At 70.6% G+C, this 26,759-nt stretch carries 23 protein-coding genes; 11 read left to right on the top strand and 12 right to left on the bottom strand.

Annotated elements, in window-relative coordinates:
* Nucleotides 1–40 precede the first annotated feature (40 nt).
* Nucleotides 41–529 carry a peptide deformylase gene (gene def / locus GT755_RS25660; protein WP_161482161.1) on the top strand — a complete coding sequence of 163 codons (489 nt, stop codon included), beginning with the start codon at nucleotides 41–43 and terminating at the stop codon, nucleotides 527–529.
* Here the strand turns inward: def and GT755_RS25655 are convergent.
* The 3 genes from GT755_RS25655 to GT755_RS25645 are packed head-to-tail and all read right to left on the bottom strand — an operon-like array spanning nucleotide 526 to nucleotide 3,830.
* Nucleotides 526–1,731, bottom strand: a complete 1,206-nt coding sequence (locus GT755_RS25655) for a nucleotide sugar dehydrogenase (protein ID WP_161482160.1) — start codon at nucleotides 1,729–1,731, stop codon at nucleotides 526–528. The genes def and GT755_RS25655 overlap by 4 nt on opposite strands.
* Nucleotides 1,732–1,768: 37 nt before the next feature.
* Nucleotides 1,769–3,172 (bottom strand): aldehyde dehydrogenase family protein, encoded by a 1,404-nt coding sequence (locus tag GT755_RS25650; protein WP_161482159.1) that lies wholly within the window; start codon nucleotides 3,170–3,172, stop codon nucleotides 1,769–1,771.
* A gap of 37 nt (nucleotides 3,173–3,209) precedes the next feature.
* Nucleotides 3,210–3,830, bottom strand: a complete 621-nt coding sequence (locus tag GT755_RS25645; protein WP_161482158.1) for a mycothiol-dependent nitroreductase Rv2466c family protein — start codon at nucleotides 3,828–3,830, stop codon at nucleotides 3,210–3,212.
* A 167-nt stretch (nucleotides 3,831–3,997) separates the two neighbouring features.
* Between GT755_RS25645 and pepN the strand changes: the two genes are divergently transcribed.
* Nucleotides 3,998–6,565, top strand: coding sequence for an aminopeptidase N (gene pepN / locus GT755_RS25640; protein ID WP_161482157.1), 2,568 nt, complete (start codon nucleotides 3,998–4,000; stop codon nucleotides 6,563–6,565).
* A 71-nt stretch (nucleotides 6,566–6,636) separates the two neighbouring features.
* Complete coding sequence (locus GT755_RS25635) at nucleotides 6,637–7,605, top strand: hypothetical protein (protein ID WP_161482156.1); 969 nt, start codon at nucleotides 6,637–6,639, stop codon at nucleotides 7,603–7,605.
* A gap of 6 nt (nucleotides 7,606–7,611) precedes the next feature.
* Here GT755_RS25635 and GT755_RS25630 read toward each other — a convergent pair whose 3' ends face one another.
* On the bottom strand, nucleotides 7,612–9,009 hold the full coding sequence (locus GT755_RS25630) for an amidase (RefSeq protein ID WP_161482155.1): 1,398 nt from the start codon (nucleotides 9,007–9,009) through the stop codon (nucleotides 7,612–7,614).
* A 264-nt stretch (nucleotides 9,010–9,273) separates the two neighbouring features.
* Between GT755_RS25630 and GT755_RS25625 the strand changes: the two genes are divergently transcribed.
* The 4 genes from GT755_RS25625 to GT755_RS25610 all read left to right on the top strand — a co-directional run bounded on the left by GT755_RS25625 (nucleotide 9,274) and on the right by GT755_RS25610 (nucleotide 13,310).
* Complete coding sequence (locus GT755_RS25625) at nucleotides 9,274–9,951, top strand: nuclease-related domain-containing protein (RefSeq protein WP_235967246.1); 678 nt, start codon at nucleotides 9,274–9,276, stop codon at nucleotides 9,949–9,951.
* 145 nt (nucleotides 9,952–10,096) lie between these two features.
* Nucleotides 10,097–11,932 carry a dihydroxy-acid dehydratase gene (gene ilvD, locus GT755_RS25620; protein WP_161482153.1) on the top strand — a complete coding sequence of 612 codons (1,836 nt, stop codon included), beginning with the start codon at nucleotides 10,097–10,099 and terminating at the stop codon, nucleotides 11,930–11,932.
* Nucleotides 11,933–11,970: 38 nt separating this feature from the next.
* A complete protein-coding gene (locus GT755_RS25615) occupies nucleotides 11,971–12,468 on the top strand; it encodes a helix-turn-helix transcriptional regulator (protein ID WP_161482152.1) in 498 nt (165 codons plus the stop codon).
* Nucleotides 12,469–12,563: 95 nt separating this feature from the next.
* Nucleotides 12,564–13,310 (top strand): serine hydrolase, encoded by a 747-nt coding sequence (locus GT755_RS25610; RefSeq protein ID WP_161482151.1) that lies wholly within the window; start codon nucleotides 12,564–12,566, stop codon nucleotides 13,308–13,310.
* A 211-nt stretch (nucleotides 13,311–13,521) separates the two neighbouring features.
* Here the strand turns inward: GT755_RS25610 and GT755_RS25605 are convergent, their stop codons facing one another.
* The 3 genes from GT755_RS25605 to GT755_RS25595 form a co-directional block, all read right to left on the bottom strand.
* Complete coding sequence (locus GT755_RS25605) at nucleotides 13,522–13,737, bottom strand: FmdB family zinc ribbon protein (protein ID WP_161482150.1); 216 nt, start codon at nucleotides 13,735–13,737, stop codon at nucleotides 13,522–13,524.
* A 447-nt stretch (nucleotides 13,738–14,184) separates the two neighbouring features.
* Nucleotides 14,185–15,000 (bottom strand): GNAT family N-acetyltransferase, encoded by an 816-nt coding sequence (locus GT755_RS25600; protein ID WP_161482149.1) that lies wholly within the window; start codon nucleotides 14,998–15,000, stop codon nucleotides 14,185–14,187.
* Between the two features lie 10 nt (nucleotides 15,001–15,010).
* Nucleotides 15,011–15,520 (bottom strand): HNH endonuclease, encoded by a 510-nt coding sequence (locus GT755_RS25595; protein ID WP_062342319.1) that lies wholly within the window; start codon nucleotides 15,518–15,520, stop codon nucleotides 15,011–15,013.
* A gap of 287 nt (nucleotides 15,521–15,807) precedes the next feature.
* On the opposite strand from GT755_RS25595, the gene GT755_RS25590 reads away from it, so the two are divergent.
* Entirely contained in the window at nucleotides 15,808–17,874 is a 2,067-nt protein-coding gene (locus tag GT755_RS25590) for a prolyl oligopeptidase family serine peptidase (protein WP_161482148.1), read from the top strand.
* Nucleotides 17,875–18,075: 201 nt separating this feature from the next.
* On the opposite strand, the gene purU is transcribed toward GT755_RS25590, so the two are convergent.
* Complete coding sequence (purU, locus tag GT755_RS25585; protein WP_161482147.1) at nucleotides 18,076–18,924, bottom strand: formyltetrahydrofolate deformylase; 849 nt, start codon at nucleotides 18,922–18,924, stop codon at nucleotides 18,076–18,078.
* A gap of 81 nt (nucleotides 18,925–19,005) precedes the next feature.
* On the opposite strand from purU, the gene GT755_RS25580 reads away from it, so the two are divergent.
* Entirely contained in the window at nucleotides 19,006–19,443 is a 438-nt protein-coding gene (locus tag GT755_RS25580; RefSeq protein ID WP_161482146.1) for an NUDIX hydrolase, read from the top strand.
* On the opposite strand, the gene GT755_RS25575 is transcribed toward GT755_RS25580, so the two are convergent.
* The 4 genes from GT755_RS25575 to GT755_RS25560 all read right to left on the bottom strand — a co-directional run bounded on the left by GT755_RS25575 (nucleotide 19,424) and on the right by GT755_RS25560 (nucleotide 24,762).
* Nucleotides 19,424–20,590, bottom strand: a complete 1,167-nt coding sequence (locus tag GT755_RS25575; protein ID WP_161482145.1) for an MFS transporter — start codon at nucleotides 20,588–20,590, stop codon at nucleotides 19,424–19,426. The two genes, GT755_RS25580 and GT755_RS25575, sit on opposite strands and share 20 nt — an antisense overlap.
* A complete protein-coding gene (locus GT755_RS25570; protein ID WP_161482144.1) occupies nucleotides 20,587–22,458 on the bottom strand; it encodes a tetratricopeptide repeat protein in 1,872 nt (623 codons plus the stop codon). The genes GT755_RS25575 and GT755_RS25570 overlap by 4 nt, the downstream gene beginning before the upstream one ends.
* A 217-nt stretch (nucleotides 22,459–22,675) precedes the next feature.
* Nucleotides 22,676–23,182, bottom strand: coding sequence for a GNAT family N-acetyltransferase (locus GT755_RS25565; protein ID WP_285588730.1), 507 nt, complete (start codon nucleotides 23,180–23,182; stop codon nucleotides 22,676–22,678).
* Nucleotides 23,179–24,762: a tetratricopeptide repeat protein gene (locus tag GT755_RS25560; RefSeq protein WP_161482143.1), complete on the bottom strand. Its 1,584-nt coding sequence runs from the start codon at nucleotides 24,760–24,762 to the stop codon at nucleotides 23,179–23,181. Before GT755_RS25560 ends, GT755_RS25565 begins: the two co-directional genes overlap by 4 nt.
* A gap of 417 nt (nucleotides 24,763–25,179) precedes the next feature.
* Between GT755_RS25560 and GT755_RS25555 the strand changes: the two genes are divergently transcribed.
* Both GT755_RS25555 and GT755_RS25550 read left to right on the top strand, forming a co-directional pair.
* Nucleotides 25,180–25,338, top strand: coding sequence for a hypothetical protein (locus GT755_RS25555; protein ID WP_232327638.1), 159 nt, complete (start codon nucleotides 25,180–25,182; stop codon nucleotides 25,336–25,338).
* 399 nt (nucleotides 25,339–25,737) lie between these two features.
* Nucleotides 25,738–26,748 carry a mechanosensitive ion channel family protein gene (locus GT755_RS25550; RefSeq protein ID WP_328794493.1) on the top strand — a complete coding sequence of 337 codons (1,011 nt, stop codon included), beginning with the start codon at nucleotides 25,738–25,740 and terminating at the stop codon, nucleotides 26,746–26,748.
* The last annotated feature ends 11 nt before the right edge of the window (nucleotides 26,749–26,759 follow it).

Genomic DNA, 26,759 nt, shown 5'->3' with positions numbered 1-26,759 from the left:
CGGCCAGCTACCCCCGTCGCCCCTTACCGCGGAGATCAGAATGCGCGAGATCCGGTATGTCGGAGATCCGGTGCTGCGCACCCCGGCCGAGCCTGTCACGGTGTTCGACAAAGACCTGCGCCGCCTGATCGACGAGATGTTCGCGACGATGTACCTGGCCGACGGCGTGGGTCTCGCGGGCCCCCAGATCGGCGTCGGGAAACGCCTTTTCGTGTACGACATCAGCAACCGCAAGGGCGCTGTGGTCAACCCCGAGCTCACCGTCGACGACGACGACGAGATCGTCGAGGAGGAGGGCTGCCTGTCCGTGCCGAACAAGGCGACCGGCAAGCCCCTCTACTCACCCACCCCGCGCGCCTCCGGGGTCACCGTCACGGGCTTCGACCGCCTCGGCCGCCCGCTGGAGATCAAGGCGCGGGGCATGCTGGCCCGCTGCTTCCAGCACGAGTTCGACCACCTCAACGGCGGCCTCTACCTCGACCGCCTGCCGAAGGACGCCGCCCGCCGGATCATGCTCCAGGCGCCCTAGGGCACCTCCCAGCGGCTGTCGCCGGGCCGTTCGAGCCGGTAGGTGGCGTCCAGGACCGGCTGTTCCGGCCGCAACCACGCGAGGTCGCCGCCGAGCGTGTGCACGACGACGAGGTCCCACGGCTCGCTCCCCGGGTCGCTCGCGCGTTTCAGCACCTCCTCCCCCACCACCAGCTCCTCCACCAGCGGATCGGTGAACTCGGCCCGCGCCCCGAGCCGCCGCAGCGCGGCGATGATCGGCACCGCCGGCGTCTCGCGCGCGTCGGCCACCCCCGGCTTGTACGACACCCCGGCGACCAGCACCGTCGCGTCCCGCACGTCCCGCCCGGCCGCCGCGAGCATCTCCAGCGCCCGCCCGACCACCGCCTGCGGCCGGGCCGCGATGGCCCCCATGGCGGCGGTCAGCACGGTCGGCGCCGCCCGCCGCAGCCGCCACAGCAGGTAGTAGGGGTCGGACGGCACGCACTGCCCGCCCACGCCCGGCCCCGGGTCGAACCGCATGAACCCGAACGGCTTGGTGGCCGCCGCCTCGATCACCTCGACGGGGTCGACCCCGACCTCCCGGGCGATGTCGGCGAACTCGTTGGCCAGCGCGATGTTGACCGCCCGGAACGAGTTCTCCAGCAGCTTGCACAACTCGGCCGCCTCCGGGGAGCTGACCCGGTGCACCGAGGGCGCCACCCGTCTGAGCAGCTCCTCGGCCCGGTCGCCCGCCTTCGCGGAGGCGGGCCCGAGCACTCTGGGCGAGTGTTCCAGCGGGCGCCCGCCCGGCCCCGGATCGACCCGTTCGGGGCTGAACACGACGTCGACCCCGCTGAGGTGGTCGATCAGCAGGTCGCGGGTCGAACCCACGTAGGTCGTCGAGGTGAGCACGACGAGCTGGCCCGGGACGGCGTGTGCGACGACCGTGCCGCAGGCGGCCCGCAGCGCGCTCAGATCCGGCACATGGTGCTCGTCGACCGGCGTCGGCACGCAGATCACCACCACGTCGGCGGCGGCGACGGCGGCCGGATCGGTGGTGGTCTCCAGCCGGTGGAACCGCAGCCGCGCGTGGTCGAGGGGCGACAGGTCGACCTGTCCCTTGCGGATGGCGGCGAGCCGCGCGGCGCTGACGTCGTAGCCGGTGACCCGGCAGCCCGCCTCCAGGAAGGCGAGCGCGGTGGGCAGCCCGACGTAGCCCAGGCCCACGATCAACACGTGCATGACTTTGTGTATCGACGCCCGGGTCAAGCCGGAAAGCTCACATCTGCAAAGACTTGACCTCGAGGAACTCGTCGAACCCGGCCTCGCCCAGCTCGCGCCCGACCCCCGACTGCCCGTAGCCGCCGAACGGCGCCAGCGGGTTGAACCGGCCGCCGTTGATCGCGACCTGGCCGGTGCGCATCCGGCGGGCCACGGCGACGGCCTGCTCCTCGTCGCGGGCCCAGACGGCCCCGGCGAGGCCGTAGGGGGTGCCGTTGGCGATCGCCACGGCCTCGTCGACGGCGCCGAAGGGGACGATCGACAACACCGGGCCGAAGATCTCCTCCTGCTCGATCGTCATGCCCGGCGCGACCCCGGCGAAGACGGCCGGCTCGACGTAGTAGCCGCGCTCGTGGACCGGCTCGGTGCCGCCGGCCACCAGGCGGGCGCCCTCCTCCTGGCCGACGTTGAGGTAGCGCACCACCCGGTCGCGCTGGACGCGGGAGACGAGCGGGCCGATGCGGGTGTCGTCGGCGAAGGGGTCGCCCACGACGTACTTGCGGGAGAACGCGACGGCCATCTGGACGGCCTCGTCGTACTGGTCCCAGTGGACGAGCATGCGCGACCAGGCCGAGCAGGTCTGCCCGGCGTTGCTGTAGGCCTGCCCGACGCCCGCCTTGACCGCCGTCTCCAGGTCGGCGCCCGGGAGGATCACGTTGGCCGACTTGCCGCCGAGTTCGAGCGCGACCCGCTTCACCGTGTCGCCCGCCAGCGCGGCGACGCGGCGCCCGGCCGCGGTGGAGCCGGTGAAGGAGACCATGTCGACGTCGACGTGGGCGGCCATGGCCTCGCCGACGGTCCGGCCGTGGCCGCTCACCAGGTTGAAGACGCCCGGCGGCAGCCCGGCCTCCTCCAGCGCCTCGGTCAGCGCGTAGGCCGCCAGGGGGGCCACCTCGCTGGGCTTCAGCACCACCGTGCACCCGGCCGCCAGGGCGGCGCCCACCTTGCAGACGGCCTGGTGCAGCGGGTAGTTCCAGGGCGTGATCGCGGCGACCACGCCCACCGGCTCGCGCAGGATCAGGGAGTTGCCCACCCGGGTGGTCTCGGCCTGCCGCCCGGCCATGCCGGCGAAGGTCTTGAGCACCCCGGCGGGCATCAGGGTCTGCGTCCGCAGCGCGAACCCCAGGGGCGCGCCCATGTCGGTCGCGATGATCTCCGCGATCGTGCGGGCGCGCGCCTCGATCAGCTCGGCGGCGCGGGCCAGCACCGCGCCGCGTTCCTCGGGCGGGGTGGCCGACCAGCGGGGGAAGGCGCGCCGGGCGGCGGTGACCGCCTCGGCCACGTCGTCGGCCGCCCCCGCCGGCACCCGGTCGACGACCTCCTCGGTCGCCGGGTTGACCACGTCGACCCCTTCGCCGGACGCGGAGGAAACCCAGGCACCGTTCACGAAGAGCTGACGCATGCGCCCCATCCTGGCGTGATCGGTGTCATAGTTCCACTCAATCGAAGATGGGGTCCCTCGTCCGGGTTCGCTTCAGCTCGAAGAAGCCGTCGGTGGACAGGACCAGCACCACGCCGTCCCAGAGCAGCCCCGCCGCCTCGCCCTTCGGGGCAGGGGTGACGACGGGCCCGAAGATGGCGTTGCCGTCGATGGCGATCACAGGCGTGCCCACGTCCGTGCCGACCTGGTCCATTCCCGCGTCGTGGGAGCGGCGGATCTCCTCGTCGTACTCGGTGGAGTCCATCTCCCCCGCCAGCGCGGGGTCGAGCCCGGCGGCCTCCAGCGCCTCGGCGACGACGTCGGCCAGGCCGTCGAGGGTCTTGATGCGCCCGCCGTCGTGGAAGCGGGTGCCGAGCTGGGTGTAGAGCTCGCCGAGCACCTCCTCGCCGTACTTCCGCCGCGCGGCGGCCACGACCCGCACCGGGCCGATGGCTTTGCTGATACGTGCCCGATAATCCGGCGAGATGTCGCGGTCCTCGTTCAGGAAGGTGAGGCTCATCAGATGCCAGCGGACCCCGATCGGACGCACTTTCTCCACTTCGAGCATCCAGCGCGAGGTCAGCCAGGCCCACGGACAGAATGGGTCGAACCAGAAATCGGCGATCTTGCGTTCGGACATTTGTTCACTCTCCCGACAGGAATGTGGTTCCATCGATCGACAACCGGAGTCAGGGATCTACCTATTCCAGGTAGGGAAACATTTGATTGCGGCTTTGTCCGGTCGTCGTGGAAGGATGCGGTCATCCCGGTCGCGACGGCGCGGCGGGCCGTGTGTGAGGAGCGGATGTGGCAGGCAATCTGACCCGTGACGAAGCCCGGGAGCGCGCCCGGCTGCTGACCGTTCAGTCCTATTCGGTCGAGCTCGACCTGACCGAGGGCGACGAGCGGTTCGAGAGCGTCACGACGGTCCACTTCACGTGTGCGCAGCCCGGCGCCGACACCTTCATCGACCTGCACAACGCCCGGGTGCGGTCGGTCGTCCTGAACGGCGCCCGGCTCGACGCCGGCGCCTACGACGAGGAGGCGGGCCGCTTCCCGCTCAGCGGCCTGGCCGAGCGCAACGAACTGCGCATCGACGCCGACTGCACCTACATGCGCACCGGCGAGGGCCTCCACCGGTTCGTCGACCCGGTCGACAAGCGTGTCTACCTGCACAGCCAGTTCGAGACCGCCGACGCCCACCGCATGTACGCCTGCTTCGACCAGCCCGACCTCAAGGCCACCTTCGAGCTGACGGTCCTGGCCCCCGCCGACTGGCAGGTCATCTCCAACTCCGCCCCCGACGAGTCGCTGGAGCTGGAGCAGCACGAAGGCCGTCATGGCACGCTCCAGGCCGCCAAGCGGTGGCACTTCCCGGCGACGCCGGTGATGTCGACCTACATCACCGCCCTGGTGGCCGGCCCCTACGCCTCCGTCCACGACGAGCACGACGGCATCCCGCTGGGCATCTACGTCCGCCAGAGCCTGGCCGAGCACCTCGACGCCGACAACATCTTCGAGGTGACCAAGCAGGGGTTCGACTTCTTCCACCGCGTCTTCGGCCTGCGCTACCCGTTCGGGAAGTACGACCAGCTCTTCGTCCCCGAGTTCAACGCGGGCGCGATGGAGAACGCCGGCTGCGTGACCTTCCTGGAGGACTACGTCTTCCGCTCCCGCGTGACCGACGCCCTGATCGAGCGCCGCGCCGAGACGATCCTCCACGAGATGGCCCACATGTGGTTCGGCGACCTCGTGACCATGCGCTGGTGGGACGACCTGTGGCTGAACGAGTCGTTCGCCACCTACATGTCGGTGCTCTGCCAGGCCGAGGCCACCCGCTGGGGCCAGGGCGCCTGGACGACCTTCGCCAACGTCGAGAAGGCCTGGGCCTACCGCCAGGACCAGCTCCCCTCGACCCACCCGATCGCCGCCGACATCCCCGACATGCACGCCGTCGAGGTCAACTTCGACGGCATCACCTACGCCAAGGGCGCCAGCGTCCTGAAGCAGCTCGTGGCCTACGTCGGCCTCGACAACTTCCTCGCGGGCGTCCGCGACTACTTCAACGAGCACGCCTGGGGCAACACCGAGCTGAAAGACCTGCTCGGCGCCCTGGAGCGCACCTCCGGCCGCGACCTGTCGTCGTGGTCGAAGGAGTGGCTGGAGACCTCCTGGGTCAACACCCTGCGTCCCTCCTTCGACGTCGACGCCGAGGGCCGGTTCACCCGGTTCGAGGTGCTCCAGGAGGCCCCGGCCGACTACCCGACGCTGCGCTCCCACCGGGTCGCGATCGGCCTCTACTCCGACGTCCTGGGCGTGCTGACCCGGGTCAAGCGGGTCGAGCTCGACGTCGTCGGCGCCCGCACCGCCGTGGCAGAGCTGGTCGGCGAGCTCCAGCCCGACCTGGTCCTGGTCAACGACGACGACCTGACCTACGCCAAGGTCCGCCTCGACGAGCGCTCGCTCGCGACCGTGGTCAACGGCGGCATCGTCAAGTTCGCCGACTCGCTGCCGCGCGCCCTGTGCTGGTCGGCCGCCTGGGACATGACCCGCGACGGCGAGATGGCCACCCGCGACTACGTCACCCTGGTCGAGTCGGGCATTCACTCGGTCCGCGACCTGACCGTCCTCCAGACGGTGCTGCGCCAGGCCCGCATGGCCGTCCAGCAGTACGCCGCCCCCGAGTGGCGCGACACCGGCCTGGCCACCCTGGCCGCCACGCTGCGCCGCCTCTTCGAGGGCGCCGAGGCCGGGTCCGACCACCAGCTGGCCTACCTCAACGCGTTCGCCGAGGTCGCCACCTCCAAGGCCGACCTCGACCTTCTCCACGCGATCCTGCTGGGCCTGAACGTCCCGGCCGGCCTGACCGTCGACGCCGACCTGCGCTGGACCCTCACCCGGGCCCTGGTCGTCGGGGGTGTGCTCGGCGCCGCCGACATCGACGCCGAGCTGGTGCGCGACGCGACCGCGACGGGCGAGCGCTCGGCCGCGCAGGCCCGCGCCTCGATCCCGACCGAGGAGGCCAAGGCGAGCGCCTGGGCCCGCATCGTCAGCGGCGAGCTGAGCGGGGCGGTGCTGCGCTCGACCATCCTCGGGTTCGGCGAGCCGCGCCGGGTCGACCTGCTGGAGCCCTACGGCCCGGCGTTCTTCGCCGAGGTCACCGGAATCTGGAAGAACTGGACCAGCGACTCGGCCCAGAACTTCGCGGTCGGCTGCTACCCGACCCACCTGATCCGCCCCGAGACGGCCGAGGCCACCCACGAGCTCATCGCCTCCGCCCAGCCGCCCCACGGCCTGAAGCGGCTGCTGCTCGAAGGCGCCGACGGCATCAACCGCGCCCTGCGGGCTCGGGCGAAGGACGCCGCATCGGCCTGAAAGGTCACGTAGGTTCAGGGGAGGCCGGGCCCGCGCCCGGCCTTCCCCGTACCCCGTGAGAAAGTGAATGGATGGAGTCGGCCCACGACCTGCTCATCGCGCTGGCCCGCCGTTATTCCTTCGGCGACGTCGGCGCCCTGTCCGGCGCCGTGCTGCCCGACGAGTCGCGCGCGGTGCTGGTCGCCGCCGTCTGCGAGTTCGGCCAGCGCCTGCTGACCCTTGACGCCGAAGACTTCGCCAGCGAGCTCGACGCGCCGGTGATCCCGGCCGACCTGCGCCGCCGGGCCCGTGCCTGCCACATGCCGCAGACCCCCAAGGAACGCCCCCGCGGCGCCCTCGACTCGCTGCGGCCGGCCTACTCCCTGCTCCTTGAGGTGATCAAGGTCCGCTGGGACCAGCGCGAGCTGAGCGCGATGATGGCGGCGGTGCACATCACCTCCGAATACCTCCCGCTGCTCGCCTTCGAAGAGGCCCTGGGCCACTCGGGCGACCCGGCCCGCTGGCCCGAGGGCCTCCAGGCGCCGGGCAGCCGCTTCGGCGTCATCGGCGAGAAGGAGTGCGACCACACCCGCTCCGAACAGTCGGCCACCCAGCGCTCCTTGCGCGTGGCCTCCGAGCCGGCCGAGGGCTGGCGGGCCTACTTCGACCGCCAGCACAGCCAGGTCGCGGGAGCGATGGCCGTCTGCGTCGCCAAATGCCGCACTCCCTGTACGGCCATGGACTGGGTCCCCGACAAGGAGACCCTGTCCACCCGCTGCCGCACGGCCCTGGCCTTCGCCGACACCCCGCTCGTCCGGCTCCGCCACGCCGCCCCCGTCGGCCACGGCTTCGGTGTGCCCTCACCCGAAGAGGTGCTGGAGGCCTGGCGGCGCAGCAGGGCCGTGCTCGACAAGAACGGCGTCGGCCACCAGGTCACCAAGAACGACGGCTTCCCCCTGGAGGGGCTGCCGAGTCTGGTGTCGGCCATCGCGGGCACCGACGTACGCCCGGCGGGCCTGCTGGCCGACGTGTCCGAACACGTCGTCTCGCTGCTGACCTGACGGGGTTCACCAGCCCGGTGGGCGGCGCTCCCCCCAGAAGCCGCCCACCTCGGCCTCGATCTGGGCCGACACCATGATGAGGGTGCCCTCGTCGGCCCACCGGGCGGCCAGCATGGCCCCGACCGGCAGGCCGTCGGGCGTCCAGTGGATCGGCAGGTTGACCGCGGGCTGGCCGCTGAGGTTGTAGGCGGCCGCGAACGGCGCGAACCGCTTCATGCGCTCGAAGGTCACCGACGGGTCGTCGACGTCCTCGAACCAGCCGATCTCCGGCGTCAGGCCGGTGACGGTCGGCGTGAGCACCGCGTCGAACGCGTCGGTGACCAGCAGTGCGAACCGGGTCGTGAGCTGGAGTGCCGACCAGGCCTTGAGGAAGTCGGGCGCGGGGGTGGCGAAGCCGCGCTCGCGCAGCCACGCCGTGATGGGCCGCAGCAGGTGCTCCTTCTCCGGCGCGACGGGGTGCATGCACGCGAAGGCGAACCACATGCGCTCGAACAGCGGCACGACGTCGGCGCCGTAGGGGTTGCCGATGTCGACGACCTCGTGGCCGAGACGTTCGAGGAGGGCCGACGCCTTCTCGTAGGCCGCGACGACCTCGGGGTGGAGCTCGGCTCCCTCGATCACCGGGTCGCGGTGGCGGGCGATGCGCAGGCGGCCGGGATCCCGTTTCGTGTACGCCAGGAACGACGCCGGGGCGTCCGGCGCCCAGTACAGGTCGCCCGGCTGGTGGTGGGCCAGCACGTCGAGCAGCGCCGCCGCGTCGGCCACGTTGCGGGCCAGCGGGCCGTTGGCCGACAATCCCGCCAGGTCGGGGATCATCGGGGCCAGCGAGACGCGTCCACGACTGGGCTTGATGCCGAACAACCCGCACGCCGCGGCCGGGATGCGGATCGACCCCGCTCCGTCACTGCCGTGGGCGATCGGCGCCAGCCCGGCCGCCACGGCGGCCGCGGCGCCCCCGCTGGACCCGCCGGCCGACCGCGTGACGTCCCAGGGGGTGCGGGCCGGTGGCGCGACGGTAGGTTCCGTGTAACAGGGCAAACCAAACTCTGGCGAATTGGTCTTACCGGTCATAACGGTCCCCGCATCGCGGAGACGGGTGACGATGGAGTCGTCCACCGGCGCCGTGAAGCCCTCGTAGGTGGCCGAGCCGAACCTGATCGGCACGCCCTTCACGAAGTTCAGGTCCTTCACCGGCACCGGCACGCCGAACAGCGGGCGGTCTCCCGGATCTTCGTTCTCGAGGCGTCGTGCCTGCTCAAGGGCGAGGTCAGCGGTCAGGGTGACGTAGGCGCCGACCTCGTCGGCACGGGCGAGATAGTGTTCCGCGATCTCGACGGGCGACAGGTCGCGGGCGCGAACCGCGGACGCGAGTTCGAGAGCGGTGAGATCATGAATGCCGGCCACGGCCGGAAGATATCTAGAGATGATGCCCTATACCAGCATGCGCGAATCAGCAAATGTTGGCCACAAAAGTATGAACCAGGCTCCACTAGGCAACAGCTTGGCGCCTCAACTACGGTCTGTTATGTGGATAGCCGTCTAGCGCCCGAAGAGGGTCACGATGCGTCACCTATCTGGGTGAGCGATCGTGAGGAGCGCCCCCCGACGCGACCCGACACGCCCGCGTCGACCTACGCGCCAGTAGAGCGCGCGTCCCTGCGGAGCACCTTGCAGCAACCCAGATACCAGGATCTGGTACGCCGAGCAGCCGTCTCCGTCGCGGTGGGGATCGTGACGGGCCTGCTGTTCGGCAGCGTCCGGACGGGTCTCGTGTTCTTGGTGCTGACCGCCATCGGGCTGACCGTCTACCGGGCTCGGACGACCTCGTCCGTCCCGGCCTGGCGGCGGCCGTCGGTCGCGGAGCGGCGGACCGAGGCCCAGTTGAAGAAGCTTGAACGCGGTGGTTACCGCACGCTCCACGCCCGGTCGATCCCCGGCAGCGACGCCCAGATCGACCATCTGGTGGTGGGCCCGACAGGGGTCTACGCGGTCGACTCCGAGAAGTGGGACCGGCGTCTTCCCGTGCGCGTGCAGTCACACCGCAAGCTCTTCCACGGACCGTTCAACCAGAAGCCGCGCCTCGACGAGGCGCGCTGGGAGGCCACCCAGGCCGGCGACCTGATCAGCAAGGCGCTCGGCCGGGAGATCACCGTCGTGCCGTCGCTGGCCATCTACGGGCCGGCGATCCCCTGGCGGATCCTCAACATCCGCGAGGTCGACGTGTTCTCCGGCAGCATGGTCCGCAAGTGGATCACCAAGCGGGAGAAGTCGCTGACGCCCTCGGAGGTCGATTCGATCTTCAAGGCCGCCGAGAACGTCCTGCCCTCGCGCTACAGCGAGGTCTGACAGAGGAACGTTCTAATCCATCGTCCGATCAGGCCCGTGCCGGGTGCGGCACGGGCCGTTTCACGTTCTGGGACCCGTGTCTCAGCGCTCGGGCGGCGGACTTACCATGTATGGACGTCGAACGTCTTCTGATCGGAGTCTGGCCATGCCCGCCCTCAGGTCTCGTACGGTCACCCACGGCAGGAACATGGCCGGTGCCCGGGCCCTGCTCCGGGCGACCGGGGTAGCCGGAAGCGACTTCGGCAAGCCCATCGTCGCGGTGGCCAACAGCTTCACCCAGTTCGTGCCGGGCCACGTCCACCTCCGCGAGGTCGGCGACGTCGTGGCGGGCGCGATCCGCGAGGCGGGCGCGATCCCCCGGGAGTTCAACACCATCGCCGTCGACGACGGCATCGCGATGGGCCACGGCGGCATGCTCTACTCGCTGCCCTCGCGCGAACTGATCGCCGACGCGGTCGAATACATGGTCAACGCCCACTGCGCCGACGCGCTGATCTGCGTCTCCAACTGCGACAAGATCACGCCGGGCATGCTGCTGGCGGCCATGCGGCTGAACATCCCGACCGTCTTCGTGTCGGGCGGCCCGATGGAGGCCGGCAAGACCCAGATCGCCGGCAAGGGCCGCAAGCTCGACCTGATCGACCCCATGATCGCGGCGGCCGACGACAGCGTCTCCGACGAAGACCTGCTGGCGATGGAAGAGGACGCCTGCCCGACCTGCGGCTCCTGCAGCGGCATGTTCACCGCCAACTCGATGAACTGCCTCGTCGAGGCGATCGGCCTGGGCCTGCCCGGCAACGGCACGATCCTGGCCACCCACAAGGCCCGCGAGCAGCTCTACAAGGACGCCGGCAAGCAGGTCGTCGAGATCGCCCGCCGCTACTACGAGGACGACGACCTCTCGGTCCTGCCCCGCGCCATCGCCACCAAGGACGCCTTCGAGAACGCCATGGCCCTCGACGTCGCCATGGGCGGGTCGACCAACACGATCCTCCACATCCTGGCGGCGGCCCGCGAGGCCGGGGTCGACTTCGGCCTGAAGGAGATCAACGAGATCTCGCTGCGGGTGCCGTGCCTGTGCAAGGTCGCCCCGGCGACGAACAAGTACCACATCGAAGACGTCCACCGGGCCGGCGGCATCCCCGCGATCCTGGCCGAGCTCGACCGCGGCGGCCTGCTCCACCGCGACACCGTCACCGTCAACGGCGGCACGCTCGGCGACCTGCTCGACAAGTGGGACGTGCTCTCGAACCCGGTCGATCTCTGGCACGCCGCGCCGGGCAACGTGCGCACGGTCAAGCCCTACTCCCAGGACAACCGCTGGGAAACCCTCGACCTCGACCGCGCCGAGGGCTGCATCCGCGACGTCGAGCACGCCTACACCAAAGACGGCGGCCTGGCCGTCCTCTACGGCAACATCGCCGTCGACGGCTGCGTCGTGAAGACGGCGGGCGTCGACGAGTCGATCTGGAAGTTCTCCGGCCCGGCCGTGGTGTTCGAATCGCAGGAGGACGCCGTCGACGGCATCCTCGGCGGCAAGGTCAAGGAGGGCGACGTCGTCGTCATCCGCTACGAGGGCCCCAAGGGCGGCCCCGGCATGCAGGAGATGCTCTACCCCACGTCCTTCCTCAAGGGACGCGGTCTGGGCAAGGCCTGCGCGCTGGTCACCGACGGCCGCTTCTCCGGCGGCACCTCGGGCCTGTCGATCGGCCACGCCTCCCCCGAGGCGGCCGAGGGCGGCGCGATCGCCCTGGTCGAAGACGGCGACACGATCGAGATCGACATCCCCGGCCGCTCGATCGAGCTCAAGGTGTCCGACGCCGACCTGGCCGCCCGCCGCGAGAAGCTGCTGGCCGAGCTCGGCCGCTACCGCCCGCGCGACCGCGAGCGCCCGGTCACCGCCGCCCTCCAGGCCTACGCCGCGCTGACCACCTCGGCGAGCACCGGAGCCTCACGAGACCTGTCTCAGCTCGCGAACTAGTTCGAGAAAATGTCAGTGGGCTTATCTAAAATCAAGGTATGGCCACTGTCATTCGGCACAACGGGTCCCTGACGACCGCCGAGCTCGCCGCGCTCGCGCTCTCGCTCGCCCACCTCGGCGCCGGTCCGCAGTCCGTGACCGCGCGCCGGGGTCTGCGCCACGCGCTCGACCACATCGAGCTCCGCGAACTCGATGACGATGTGATCGCGACGACCCTGTCCACCCTGACGACTCCCCTGTCCCCCGACGTCGCCCGCCGCGCCCGCGCGGTCGCCCAGGCCATCACCTCCCGGCTCGTCGTCCGCATCCACTACCTCGACGCCGCCGGCAACCTCAGCGTCCGCGACGTGGAGCCGGTGACCTGCCTGGTCCACCGCGAACACTGGTATCTGGCGGGCTGGTGCCGCATGCGCCGCGGCATCCGCGCGTTCCGCTTTGACCGGATCATCTCGGTCGAGTCCACCGACATCCCGGCGCGTCCCCACTTACCCGAACGTTTCCTGCCGTTCCAGCGCCGGAGTAAGACTGCGGCATAACCCGCGTGTCGTGAAACCGCCGGTCAGGGCCCTCGGCCGACTCTGTGATCATGAACCTGAGGTCCCTACCGGCGGCATGCGCCCGCGAGGTGCCCATGACGCCTGAGAGGGCCTTCTGCCCCGCCGACCGGCTGACGCTGACGCGTGAGGTGGCCGCCTACCTGCGCACCCGCCCGGGGCGCGGGGCGGTGGCCGTCCACGACCGCCTGGCCGGAACCCGGTTCACGGTGGAGCCCGACCCGGGCACGTTCCCGCTGGCCAGCGTCGCCAAGCTGGGCATCCTGCTGGGCACCCTCCTGAACGCCCAGTCGGGGCGGCGCGAGCTGACCCCGGCCGAGCGGGTGCGCGCCGAGGCGATGATGCGCCGCAGCGACAACGCGGCGGCCCAGGAGCTGGCGGTGGAGCTGGGCGGCAGCACGGGCCTCACCCGCCTGCTGCGCGACCTGGGCGTCGACCAGACCTGGCCCGCACCCGCGTGGGGCACCACCCGGAGCTGCCCCGCTGACCAGCTCAAAGTCCTCGACCTGCTGACCTCACCCACCGGGCCGGTGACGGCCGGCCACCGGGCCTACGCCCACACACTGATGACCTCGGTCGAACCCTCCCAGGCCTGGGGGGTCAGCGCGGCGGCCCGGGGCGGGGAGCAGGTGGCGATCAAGAACGGCTGGATGCCGGTCGACGACCACGGCGGCAGGTGGGTGGTCAACAGCGTGGGCCGGTTGTCGTCGGAGGCGTCTGACCTGCTCATCGCGGTGTTGACCGAACGCAACCCCGACAAGGAGACGGGCGTCAGGACGACGGAGGAACTGGCCGGGCTCGTGATCTCGGCCATCCGCCGGTGACGGACGGTTCTCGCGGCCCGGATCACGAACTGGCCCACCTCGTGATCACGGCGATCCGCCGGTCAGGGGTCGCAGCCCAAGTCACGAACTGGCCCGCGATCACAGCGGGGTGCACGTCCTCGCGGCGAACCCTCAGGACACGAGCCGTCCCCCCGCGTGATTTCGGCGATCCGCCGCTGAGAGTGGACCCCCCTCGCGGCGGGGCCCCGGGTCAGCCGCAGCAACCCCCGCCGCAGCAGCCGCCACCGCCACCTGACGGGCGAGGGGCGGAGCCTGAGGCGGTGCCGGTCACCGCGACCGTGGAGAGGAGTTTCACCGTGTCGTCGTGGCCGCCGGGGCAGGAGGCGGGGGCGTTGGCTTCGGCCATGGGGCGGTTGAGCTCGAAGGTCGAACCGCAGGCGCGGCAGCGGTAGTCATAACGCGGCATGCGACCAGGGTACGGTCCCCGCGCCGCCGACTCACGCCCGAAGGCCCTCCAGCGTCATCTCGACGATCGCGCCCATGGTCAGTCAGATCGTCAGCGAACAGCCAAGCGAGCCACCCCGGCAAGCCGTTCGGTACGCGGCCCAAACAAGCTGCCCAAACGAGCTGCCCAGCCAAGCGGCCCCAGCGCACGGCTCGATGGGCGACCCAGGGGAGCTGCCCAAGCGCACGGCCCAAGTCGCGACCCAGGTGAACGGGCCCAGTAGCGGGCGGCTGCGCGGCCCCCGTTCGCGCTACCAGTTCCCGGGGCCGGTTCGCGGGCCCGATTCGTGTCCCAAGCGAGCGACCCAAGCGAGTCGCCCAAGTGACGCGCCCAGGCCAGCGGCCCAAGCACACGGCCCAATGTGTGGCCCGGGTGTACGGCCCCCGGTACGTCGCCCGGATGTGCGGCTCAGGTGAAGAACACCGAGGCGTAGTCGCCTACCGGGACGTAGCCGAGTTTCTGGTAGATCGAGTTCGAGGTCGGGTTCGACAGGTCCGTGAAGAGCAGCACCTCGGTCGCCCCGGCCGACTGGGCGGCGGCAGTGGCCGCGTGGGTGACCGCCGTGCCGTAGCCCCTCCCCCGCAGCTCCGGCGGCGTGTAGACCGGGCCGATGCGCGACATGCCGGCGATCGGCTGGGAGAAGGCGGCCAGGGAGACGGGGGATCCCCCGTCGTCCCAGTAGACGAGTTCCTCCCGGTTGGTCCGGGCCGAGACCAACGGGGTCGGGTCGGCGTCGCGGTCGACGTGGGCCTCGTTCTGGAAGGCGCGGAACCAGGAGACGAGATGGTCGCGGTCGGCGGCGGTGGCCGTACGGGAGGAGCCGGGGGTTGTGTGTGGGGCCAGGGTGGTCAGACGGTAGAGGCGCTCGCTGCGGCGGGAGGTCTCGGGGCGCCACCAGACTTGGGCGAAGGCCTCGGCCACCTCCAGCGGGGCGGAGATGCCGGGGATCGCATGATCGATCGCGATCAACTCGCGGGCCAGCACCCCTAGGGTGCGCACCGGCACCGCGCCCAGGAGGAGCGGGTAGGGCGGGGTGTGCAGCATCGCCCCGGCGACCTGATCGTCTTCGACGAACCAGCCGCAGAGGTTGTCGTCGTAGAAGACGCCGCTCCGCAACCCCCGCAGCACGGTCAGCGGGACCGTGTTGCGCACGGGGTCGCGGAGCAGCCAGTCTTCGGCGTCACCGGGGAAACCGGTGACATCGTCGCTCAGAACCCAGGTCATGCACCGGATCCTAGGCCGCCGACTCCTCGAGGTAGGGGGCCCATTGCGGGTCCCCGTCGAGCTGGGCGCCGATCAGCCTCCAGTGGGGTCCGCGCGGGACCACCGGGAGCACCCGGAGCTGCCAGCCGATCTCCTCCAGGAGTTTGTCGGCCTTGCGATGGTTGCAGGGCATGCAGGACGCCACGCAGTTCTCCCACGTGTGCGGGCCGCCCTTGGAGCGGGGGATGACGTGGTCGATCGTCTCGGCCCGCTGGCCGCAGTAGGCGCAGCGGAAGTCGTCGCGGCGCATCAGCGCCGCCCGCGTGAGCGGGATCCTCGACCGGTAGGGAATGCGGACATAGCGGCGAAGCCGGATCACCGACGGGATGTCGAGGGTCCGGGTCGCGGAGCGGAGCACACCGCCGCGGCCGTCGCGATGGATGATGTCGGCCTTCTCGCGGAGCACGAGCACGATCGCCCGGTGCATCGAGAGAGTGGTCAGTGGCTCGTAGGTTGCGTTGAGGAGTAGAACCTGGCGCATCAGCCGACCTCCCCGGCCATGGCTGTGCGCCGAAGTTGTGGCCCCGTCTGTTGGGACTCGGGTCGTTCTTTCACACGGACCTCCGCCGGACGGCCCAGCGGATGGTCACCACGGCACCGTCCTCAACCAAAGTGTGTCCTTTGCGAAGACAAGTCCGCCACCCCATAACCTGGGCAACTGGTACGCCTGATGCTCTTTATGCCCCGGCGATCATCTTTTTACTCCCCCTGCCAAGCGTGTCGGCCCACGGTGTCGGGCTGTCGGTGAGCTGCCTTAGAGTGCCAGGCATGACGCGACCTTCCTACCCCGCCGCAAGGCGTGCCGACGTGGCCGACGTGCTCCACGGCACCACCGTGCCCGACCCCTATCGGTGGCTGGAGGAGCCGGCTTCCGCCGAGGTCGCCGACTGGCTCGCGGCGCAGGCCAAGCTGTTCGGCGAGGCCGAGCTGACCGGCCGTGACCGGTTCCGCGGCCGGGTGGCCGAGCTGCTGAAGTCGGGTTCGATCGGGGTCCCGGCCTGGCGGGGCGCGCGGCGCTTCTTCATGCGGCGCACCCCCGAGCAGGAACACGCGGTCCTCTACGTCGTCGGCGCCGACGGCGCCGAGCGCGCCCTGCTCGACCCGATGGCGCTCGACCCGAGCGGCCTCACCACCCTCGACACCTGGCAGCCCGACAAGGAGGGCCGCCTGCTCGCCTACCAGATCTCGGTGGGTGGCGACGAGGAGTCGAAGCTCTACGTCATGGACGTCGACTCCGGCGAGATCGTCGAGGGCCCGATCGACCGCTGCCGCTACTCCCCCGTGGCCTGGTTGCCCGGCGGGGAGCGGTTCTACTACGTCCGCCGGCTCGCCCCCGAGCTGGTGCCCCAAGACGAGGAGCAGTACCACCGGCGGGTCTACCTGCACACCGTGGGCGCCTCGCCCGACGACGACGTCCTGATCTTCGGCGAGGGGCTCGAGAAGACCAACTACTACGGGGTCTCCGTCTCGCGCGACGGGTCGTGGCTGACCATCTCCGCCTCCCGGGGCACCGCGCCGCGCAACGACCTGTGGCTGGCCGACCTGCGCGCGGGCGACATCGCGGCGCCGGAGCTGGTGACCGTCCAGGAAGGGGTCGACGCCCAGACCGGGCTCCACTTCGGGCGCGACGGGCGGCTCTACGTCTTCACCGACCGCGACGCGCCCCGGGCCCGGGTGTGCGTGACCACGCCCGACCAGCCCGGCTACGAGTCGTGGCGCGACCTGCTGCCCGAAGACCCCGAGGCGGTGCTGAGCGACTACGCCATCCTCGACGACCTCGACGAGCCGGTCATGCTGGCGGGCTGGACCCGCCACGCGATCTCCGAGATCACCATCCACCGCCTGGAGACCGGCGAGCGCATCGGCTCGGTGCCCACGCCCGGCATCGGCACGATCGGCGGCATCTCCGAACGTCCTGAGGGCGGCCACGAGGCCTGGTTCGGCTACACCGACAACACCACCCCGCCCACGATCCAGCGGTTCGACGCCCGCACCGGCGAGACCACCCTGTGGGCGGCCTCCCCGGGCACGGTCGACGTGCCGCCGGTGCAGACCGAGCACCTGGTCTACCCGTCGGCCGACGGCACCGAGGTGCACCTGCTGGTGATCTCCCCCGTCGACCGCGACGGGCCGCGCCCGACCATCCTCAACGGCTACGGCGGGTTCGGCATCTCGATGACGCCCGGCTACTCGGCGTCGGTGCTGAGCTGGGTCGAGGCGGGCGGCGTCTACGCGATCGCCCAGCTCAGGGGCGGTGGCGAGCAGGGCGAGGAGTGGCATCGCGACGGCATGCTGGCCAACAAGCAGAACACCTTCCGCGACTTCGAGGCCGCCGCCGAGTTTTTGATCGCCCAGGGTGTCACCACGCCCCAGATGCTCGGCATCTCCGGCGGCTCCAACGGCGGCCTGCTGGTGGGCGCGGCGCTGACCCGCCGTCCCGACCTGTTCGCCGCCGTGGTGTGCTCGGCCCCCCTGCTCGACATGATCCGCTATGAGAAGTTCGGCCTGGGCGCGACCTGGAACGTCGAATACGGTTCGGCCGACGACCCCGAGGAGTTCGGCTGGCTCTGGGCCTACTCGCCCTACCACCACGTGAAGGAGGGCGTCGACTACCCGGCGACCCTGTTCACGGTCTTCGCCAGCGACACCCGCGTCCACCCGCTGCACGCCTGGAAGACCGCCGCGGCCCTCCAGCACGCCACGAGCGGCGACCGGCCGATCCTGCTCCGGAACGAGGCCGAGGCGGGGCACGGGGCGCGTGCGGTCAGCAAGAGCGTGGAACTCGCCGCCGACCAGCTCGCCTTCTTCGCGACCCACCTGGGGCTCAGGGCCTGATCGCCGGGTCCCGCAGAGGGGAAGGATCCGGGCCCTTCCCCTCACGGACTCAAGATCCTTTTCCGTTACGGCTCCGCCTGCCCTCACCCCGCCCGCCGTCTCCGGCAAGGGCCGCACCCGGCGCCGACGCCCGTTTCCGCCACGCCCCGCAACGGCAGGGCTCCGACGCCACGACCGGGGCCGCAGAGCGATCCCGACCCCCTAGCGGGGGAAGATGACCGTCTTGTGGCCGTCGAGGAGGATGCGGTGGTCGGCGTGCCACTTGACGGCTCGGGCGAGGGCCTGGCATTCGAGGTCCCTGCCGATCGCCACCAGGTCTTCCGGGGAGTGGGTGTGGTTCACCCGGGCGACCTCCTGCTCGATGATCGGGCCCTCGTCGAGGTCGGCGGTCACGTAGTGGGCGGTGGCGCCGATCAGTTTCACGCCGCGGGCGTGGGCCTGGTGGTAGGGGCGCGAGCCCTTGAACGACGGCAGGAACGAGTGGTGGATGTTGATCACCCGGCCCGACAACTTGCCGCACAGGTCGGCCGAGAGCACCTGCATGTAGCGGGCCAGCACCACCAGGTCGGCGCGGTAGTGGTCGACCAGGGTCAGGATCTCCTGCTCCTGGCGCTCCTTGGTGGCCGGGGTGACCGGCAGGTGGTGGTAGTCGATGCCGTGTGACTGGGTGAGGGGGCGCAGGTCGGGGTGGTTGGAGGCGACCGCGACGATCTCGATGCCGAGCGACTTCGACCTGACCCGGTAGAGCAGGTCGTTGAGGCAGTGGTCGAACTTGGAGACCAGCACCAGCACCCTCGGCAGCACCGCCCGGTCGAAGAGCTGGAGTTCCATGCCGAAGTCGGGGGCGAGGGCGGCGAAGTCCCCGCGCAGCACGTCGGCGGCGGTCGCGGCGGTGAACTGCACGCGCATGAAGAACCGTTCGGAGACGGGGTCCCCGAACTGCTGGCTTTCGGTGATGTTGCAGCCGTGGCGGGCCAGCAGCCCCGAGACGGCGGCGACCACTCCGGGGCGGTCGGGGCACGAAAGCGTCAGCACGTATTCGGCGGTCATATTCCGCAAACCTTCAGTCGACGGGGTGACTCGGACGGAGAATGATACCCGGACCGGCACTGGCGAATGGGGGACGGCACTGTGGCTGAGACCAGACCGGCCGCACGCGTCATCTGCCTCGACGGCGACGGGCGGGTGCTGCTGCTCCGCTGGCACGACCACGTCAGCGACGAGGTCTTCTGGGAACCGCCCGGTGGCGGCATCGACCCGGGCGAGTCGGCGCTGGCGGCGGCCCGGCGCGAGCTGACCGAGGAGACCGGCCTGCCCGGCGAGGCGGTCGAGGACGTCTGGGTGCAGGTGGAACGCGACTTCCACTGGCTGGGCGTGCACTACGTGAAGACCGAGCCGTTCTTCCTGGCCCGGTTCACGGGCACGCCGCAGGTCGGGAGTGCCGATTTCACCGCAGAGGAGACCGGCACCTACCGGGGGCACGCCTGGCACACGCCCGACTCGCTCGACACGCTGCCCGAGCGGGTGGAACCGCCGAACCTTAGAGACGTCATCGACCGCCTGGTCTGAGCGTCGGAAGCGAGGCCGCGGCGATCAGCAGCGTGCCGGCGAGGAGGACCGCGACGGCCGCCTTCGGGGTCAGCGAGGCGATGAGCAGGCCGCCCGCCAGGGGGCCGAGGGCGACACCGGCGGTCTCCAGGAGCATGTCGACCGACTTCACGCGGGCCAGCATGCCCGGGGGCACCTCGGTGAACATGTAGGTGCCGTAGGCGACGTTGCCGACGATCCCGGCGAAGGTCATCGTGAACGAGCTGATCGCGAAGGTCGCCGGGGTGAGCCAGAAGACCAGCGGGATCATCGCCAGCGCCCACACCCACAGGCTGAGGGAGAACAGGCGGTAGCCGTACCGGCGGAAGAACCACTGGGCGCAGGCGGCGCCCGCCAGGCTGCCCGCGCCGGTCGCCGCGAAAGCCACGGTGGTGGCCGCCGCCGTGACGCCGCGGTCCTGCATGACGGCCAGGTAGACGATGAAGAGGGCGTGCGCGACCACGTTCTCCAGGCCCGACAACGTGGTGGTGGCGCGCAGGAACCGGTCGCGCCGGAGCCACCGCAGGCCTTCGGCCACCTCCGTCAGCAGGGCCTTGTCCGTACGCGGGCCGGGGGGCACGGGCCGTAGCGATGCCAGGGTGCCGATCGACACCAGTGACGTGACCGCCCCCGCCGCGAACGGCACGGCGTGGCCCAGGCCGAACAGGAGGCCGCCGACCGGGCGGCCCAGCAGGCCGGCGACGCTGGTTCTGGCCTCGTTCCCGGCCAGGGCGCCGGCGATCCTGGGCTGGTCGACGATGCCGCGCAGCAGGTTGACCTCGGCCAGCGAGTAGATCACCGCGGCCGTCCCGTCGGCGAACGCGACCAGGGCGAACAGCGCGAAGCCGGGGTTCCCGGTGAGCACCACCGCGACCATGGCCGATGCGGTCGCCAGCCGGGCCGTCTCGGCGGCGATCATCAGCGTGCGGGCGTCGCGGCGGTCGACGTACACCCCTCCCGGCAGGTAGAGCACCAGGTAGGGGATCATGCCGACCGAGGCGATCAGGCCGGCCGCGACCGGGGAGTGCAGCACGGCCAGGGCCAGCAGCGGGTAGGCGATCGCGGTCGCCCTGGTGCCGAGGAACGAGATCGTCGAACCCGTCCAGAACAGGACGTAGTCACGGATCATGCGTCAAGGGCGTGCCGGATGTCGGGGTCGGCCGGGTCGAGGTCGTGGGCCCTTCTGAGGTCGTCCAAGGCCGCCTCCTCCTGGCCCAGGGCGCGGTGGGCGACGGCGCGGTTGAAGTAGACGGCGGCGTCCTCGTCGAGTTCCAGGGCTCTCGTGAGGTCGGCCATCGCGCCGGCCGGGTCGCCGGTCTCGTACCGGAGGATGCCGCGGTTGGCCCAGATCGAGGCCAGGCCGGGGGCGCCTTCGAGGGCCACGTCGAAGGCGGCCATCGCGGCCCGGTGGTCGCCCTGGGCGGTTTCGAGCTGGCCGAGCACGGCGTGCAAGTGGGGGTTGCGCGGGTCGAGGGCCAGGCCGGCCCTCACGTCGGCGCGGGCGGCCTCGTGGTCGTCGAGCATCTCCAGGATGCCGGCGCGGTTGACGTAGGCGTTCAGGAAGCCGGGGTCCAGTTCCAGGACGTGGTCGAAGTCGGCCTTCGCGCCCGTGAGGTCGCCCTGGCCGAGGCGGACTTCGCCCCGGTTGTAGAAGGCCTCCGGGAGGGGCGGGCTGACCTCGATCGCCGTCTCGTAGTCGGCCAGGGCGGCGTCGGTCTGGCCCAGGCGCAGCCTCAGATTGCCGCGGTCGAGGTAGTGGTCGGGCACGGCGGGGTCGTAGGCGATGGCCCGGTCGAGGTCGTGCAGGGCCTCCTTCGGGTTCCCCATCGTGGCCAGCAGCTGGGCGCGGTTGGCGTGCAGGACCATCCGGTGCAGAGGGTGGGCCCCCACGGGCAGTTCCTCGGCCAGGGTGAGGGCCGATTCGACCAGGTCGAGGGCGGCGTCGAGGCGGCCCTGGCGCAGTTCGACGAGCGCCTTGCCGTTCTGGTCGAAGCCCAGTTTGAAGGCGCGTTCGTGAGGGTCGGGCAGGATCGTGGAGATCGCGATGGCCTGGTTGATCCAGGCGGTGGCCCGGCCCAGGTCGCGCTGGGCGGGGTCGGGGTGGCGGGCGTCCAGCATGGCGGTGCCGTAGGCCGAGGCGGCGTGCACGGCGGGGTCGACGCTGGTGCGGCGCGCCTGGTCGTACACCTCAAGGGCCTCTGAACGGCGGCCGAGGCCGCCGAGGGCGGTCGCGGTGCGCTGGGCGAAGCGCCACCAGCCGGGCGAACCCGGTTCGGAGAGCGCCAGGCCCCGGCGCCCGAGCTCCACGACGGCGTGCAGGAAACCCTCGCCGACGCAGCGGTCGACGGCGGCCCACAGCGCCTCCACCGCAGCGGCCGGGTCGCTCCCCCGCTCCAGGTGCCAGGGCAGCGCGCCGAGCATCTCCGCCGGTCCGAGCTCCGCGGCGCGGCGGTCGTGGCGGCTCGTGCGCTCCTGCGGATCGAGGGCCTCGTAGGCGGCCCAGGCGGCGGGGTCGTCGGTGGTCCCGTCGGAGGCGATCACGTCGCCGGGCGCCGACGAGCTGTCGAACGTGATCACGGTGACGCCGGGCAACCGCCGGGACAGCACCTCGAGCAGCTCCAGGTCGGTCGGGTCGGCTTCGTGGACGTTGTCGGCCACCAGCGAGACGCCCTCGGGCATGACCGCGAGGGCCAGCTCGGCGATTCCGTTGGCCAGGCGCAGCGTGCGGCGCGGCGCCGGGACCAGGATGCGCTCGTCTTCGGGCAGGGTGGCGTCGATCGGCCGCCGCCTCCCGGGAGCACGCTCCCGCGATCCCGGGAGGACGGCGTCGATCTCGATGTCGAATCGGTCGGCTAGGCCGGGGGAACGCTCCAAGGCCTCGGTCACGAGTACGCGGAGCAGAGCTCCACCGAACGTGTAGGGCCCGCGCAGCCGCCGATGCGCATTGACGGCGGCCATGAAGAGCGGTGGCGCCCCGAGAGTGCGGAGCGCCGCCATACGGTCACGAGAGAGATCTCCCCGAACCCAGATCCGCCGAGGCCCCGGCCTCACCCCTTGTGGATGACGCTCGCGGTGCCGGTGAGTTTCACCGTGCCGGGCTTACGGACAATGATCTTCTTCATCGTGCCTCTTTCCCCGCTAAAGGGTTCCCCACTTTGGGCAACAACGCACAATTATTAGTACGAATGTGCGTCTCGCCAATAGCGGAGACCGACTATTTCGGGGGAAATAGCGAAGAACGGGCAGAAGTCAGGACTTTCTCGACATAAAGAACAACCGAAACTCCTCTTTCCTCCCTGCGCAGTTCGCGCCAGCCGTACTTCCGGTAGAGCGCGACCGCGGCGCTCTGCTGCAGCGTGGTGTCGGCGCACAGCACGGAGTAGCCGAGCTCGCGGGCCCGTTCCTCCAGGGTCTCCAGAATCAGCGCGCCGTAGCCGCGCCGCTGGAAATCGGGGTGGACGCGCAGGCGGCACATCTCGGCCGTCTCGTCGTCGACTCGCCGCAGCGCGCCCATGGCGGCCAGCCGCCCACCGGGCACCTCGCCGACCAGGAACTCCCCTCTATCGTCGAGGTAGACCTCCTGGATGCGGGGGAAGTCGTCGTCGTAGTAGATGCCGTCGCCGGGGGTCAGCCCGACCTGTGCCAGACCGGCCTGGTGCATCGCCCACACCTCGTCGAGATCCGACCAGCGGTAGCGGCGCACCCGCAAAGGGGCCGTCACGCGTTGCCCATCGGCGTGAACTCTATCGGCGCGCGGAGCAGCGCCTCCGCCTTCAGGGCATCAAGGCCGGGCACGCCCTCGCCGTTCTTGGTGACGATCGCCTTGATGAGGTCGTTGACACGGCCCATGACCAATTCCGTCCGGTGAATGTACTCGATGCGGTGAAGGGCGTCGAGGCCCTGCTTGACCGCCTCTTCGGGATCTCCTTCGAGCAGCCGGCACATGGCCAGGTCGATGCGGATGAGGGTCTGGTCGAGCGGCTCGCCGGCATATTGGCCGAGGGCCTGTTCCAGGACCACGTCGGCCTCCAGCGTCTCGCCCAGCTTCACCAGGACGTCGCCCTGGTAGAAGTAGAGCTGCCGCTCGGTGTAGCCGAACGCGGCGTCCTCCTGCTCCGAGGGCACCATCTGGGCGAAGGCCGCCCGCGCCCGCGACAAGGCCCGCTTGGCCTGTTCGACGACGTCCTTCTTCTGGCCGGTCGCCCCGGCGAGCATCGCCAGCGCGCGGGCCTCCACGACGGGGGCCATCGTCTTGGCCGCGCACGGGGTCTGCCCCGCCAGGTCGCGGCTCTTCTTCGCGAGGGTCAGGGCCTCACGCGGGTCGCCGTAGTAGAGCGGCACCAGGGATTCGCGGGCGGTCACCCACGCCCGCAGCGCGCGGTCGCCGGTCTCGTCGGCGGCGGTGCGGCCGGTGCGGAAGTAGGTCCGGGCGAGACGGTGGTCGCCCAGGTCGATCAGGATCATGCCGGTCAGGCCGGATAACTGGGCCGCCTGACGGCACAGGCGCTCCTGGAGGTCGACTGGCTGGCGTCGCTCCAGCGCCTTGCGTACCGCGGACAGCTCTAAGAGCACGTCGCAGAGTAAGCGTAAGGGCGGGGTGTTCATGTACTGCCGGCCGAAGCCGATGGTGGCCTCTTCCCACTGGTCGAGCATCGCCGGGGAAACCGTGGCCGACACCATGACCTCGTCCAGCTTGCGCCGGATGTTCTCCGTGGCAGCCAGGACCGGGGCGTCGAGCCCGATGGCCGATCCTCCGGCTCCACCGGCGAGGAGCTTCAGCAGCGTCCTCCGTAGCACGTTCTCGTCCTCCTCGCCCCCGCCCTGCGCGGTGTCACCGCTGTCCGGTTGGAGCAGCAGCTCGCGCGGGATCGGGGAAACGTCGGGTCTTGCCTCTTGTGGGTCGCCGCCGCGTACGACGCCCGGCATGCGGTGGCCGTGGCCACAGATGCACGGGCCCTCGTATCCGAGGGCGACCGGTTCAACCCGGTAGACGGTGCACAGGTAGTGGAGGTATTCGGGCCCGGGCCGTTTGAGCCCGGACTCGTACGCCGACAGGAGGGTCTCCCCGATCCCCGGAGGGTTCTTGCCGTCTCGCTCGAAGAGAGCGCGTACCTGTTCGATGACGTCGGCGAGTGCTATGCCGTGCGAGAGGCGGTGGCATTTGATCCGGGACGTACCGAACTGAACCGAGCACGCTTCGAAGATCTCCTCAGCGATGCTCGCCAGACTCCGCCCCGCGGCCAGGCCCCTGGCCCGCACCCGCCGGGCGGTCTCCGTTTCCTTGTGCTGCCTGCCGGACATACCGGCCCCTCTCCGTGGCCGGCCGTACGCGCCGTCCACATGTCCCGACCGGTCCACATTTCGTTGACACAGCGTAACCTCGGGGTTGCACTACGCCCAGGAGAAATAATGGACCAGATTTGGTGTGGCCCGGACCTGCAATAGAACGTGCTGATAGAGGATCGTCCACCGGCGGGCGACATTCTTCAACCCACTTGGTGGTAACCGCATCCAACGCCCACTTATGGCCTCGTTGACCCATCCGGCCCGGTGAGTCATCTTGGGCCAACCGGCAACGAACGCAGGGTTCGGATCGCGGGAGGAGGAGGACGAACGGTGGGGGAGGACGATTTCGGGCACCTGGAGCGACTCGCTTCGGAGCTCGACTCGCGGGGACTCCTCGCACGGGTCGTAACCACCCAATCGGGTCGGGCCTTCGTGCGAGTGATCAACCCGAAGGCGACGAGTCTCACCGAGAACGTCGTCTGCAAGTCGGCCGACTACTGGTGGTCCTGGGGGGAGCGGATGCATCGAGCCGATGATCCGGCCGGAGCCGCCACGAAGGTCGCCCGTGTGCTCGCCGCGGTGGGCGAGTAGATCGAAACGGCGACGGGCCGGGTGAAGCGCAGTCACCCTGAGCCCGGCGTCACCGCCGCGGCCTCACGGAGCCGGCGGGCGGCCCGGTGCGGAACGTTCCCGAGGGGACGTTGTGGCCGGCCCGCCGGCTCCGAACACCACGATTTCCCTGATCTGCCGCCCGCCGGCGCGGGTGGCATTGGGGGGGATCCCCCTCTCGGAGAAAGGCACGAGACACGCTTCCGGGTGCGTGTCTCCGCCCCGCTGACCGCCACAGGAGCACCGGTCCCGCCGCCCTCCGCGGCCCGGTGAGACGGTGCTCACGTCCCCCGGCGTGAATGTGACGACAGCCGGTTCGATCGGCAATATGGGTGCAGGCCTGCCCGAACCGACCGAGCCGATCCGAGGGGGATCCACTCCGTGTTCCTGCTCTCCCCGAGCCCTTCCCCGTCTCCCACTCCCACCCCGAGCGGCTTCATGCCCGACCCGAAGGCGGCGGCGAGCGCACTGTGCAGCAGTGACGACTTCGGGATCTGCAATCTGGTGAGCGGCCTGATAGGGAACGCGGACTGGGCGAAGATCGTCGCGGGCCTGCTCAGCGCGGGCATCGCGATCGTGCTGATCCTGGTGGTCGCCGTCATCCTGCGGGCGATCGTGCACCGCCTGATCAAGCGCATCTCCACCCGCGCCTCCTCCGTGTCCATGCCGGAGCGGCTGCGGTCCCGCTTCGGCGGCCCGCAGGAGGGCCTCGACGCGATCCTCGCCGAACGCCGCCGCCAGCGGTCGGAGACCCTGGGCTCGGTTCTGCGGCACGTCACCTCGATAGTGATCCTCGGCACCGCCCTGTTGATGATCATCTCCCGCCTCGGCCTCGACCTGGCGCCCCTGCTGACCAGCGTCGGCATCCTGGGCGTCGCCATAGGGTTCGGCGCCCAGGAGCTGGTCAAGGACTTCATCGCCGGCATGTTCATGCTGATGGAAGACCAGTACGGCGTCGGCGACGTGGTCGACGTCGGCGTCACCACGGGCACCGTCGAGGCGGTCAGCCTGCGCATAACGCGGCTCCGCGACGCCGACGGCAAGGTCTGGTACGTCCGCAACGGCACCATCACCCGCGTCGCCAACGAGTCGCAGGGCTGGTCGCGTGCCCTCGTGGACATCCCCGTCGCCTACGACTCCGACGTGGCCCAGACCCGCGACATCCTCGTGAAGGTGACGACCGAGATGTGGGAGGACCAGGCCTACCGCGACAGCATCATCGTCGAGGAGCCCCAGGTCTTCGGCATGGAGCAGATCTCCGGCACGGCCATCGTCTTCCGCGTCGTCGCCAAGACCGCCCCGGGCAAGCAGCACGAGGTGGCGCGGGAGCTGCGTACCCGCATCAAGAGGGCCTTCGACGAGCGCGGCCTGGCCATCGCCACGATCGCGTGACACCGGCACTC

Origin of the sequence: Herbidospora solisilvae (genome assembly GCF_009901565.1) — a bacterium.
Classification (GTDB): Bacteria; Actinomycetota; Actinomycetes; order Streptosporangiales; family Streptosporangiaceae; genus Herbidospora; species Herbidospora solisilvae.
The sequence above is the reverse complement of the archived record's forward strand: the minus strand, read 5'-3'. Positions and strand labels throughout refer to the sequence as shown.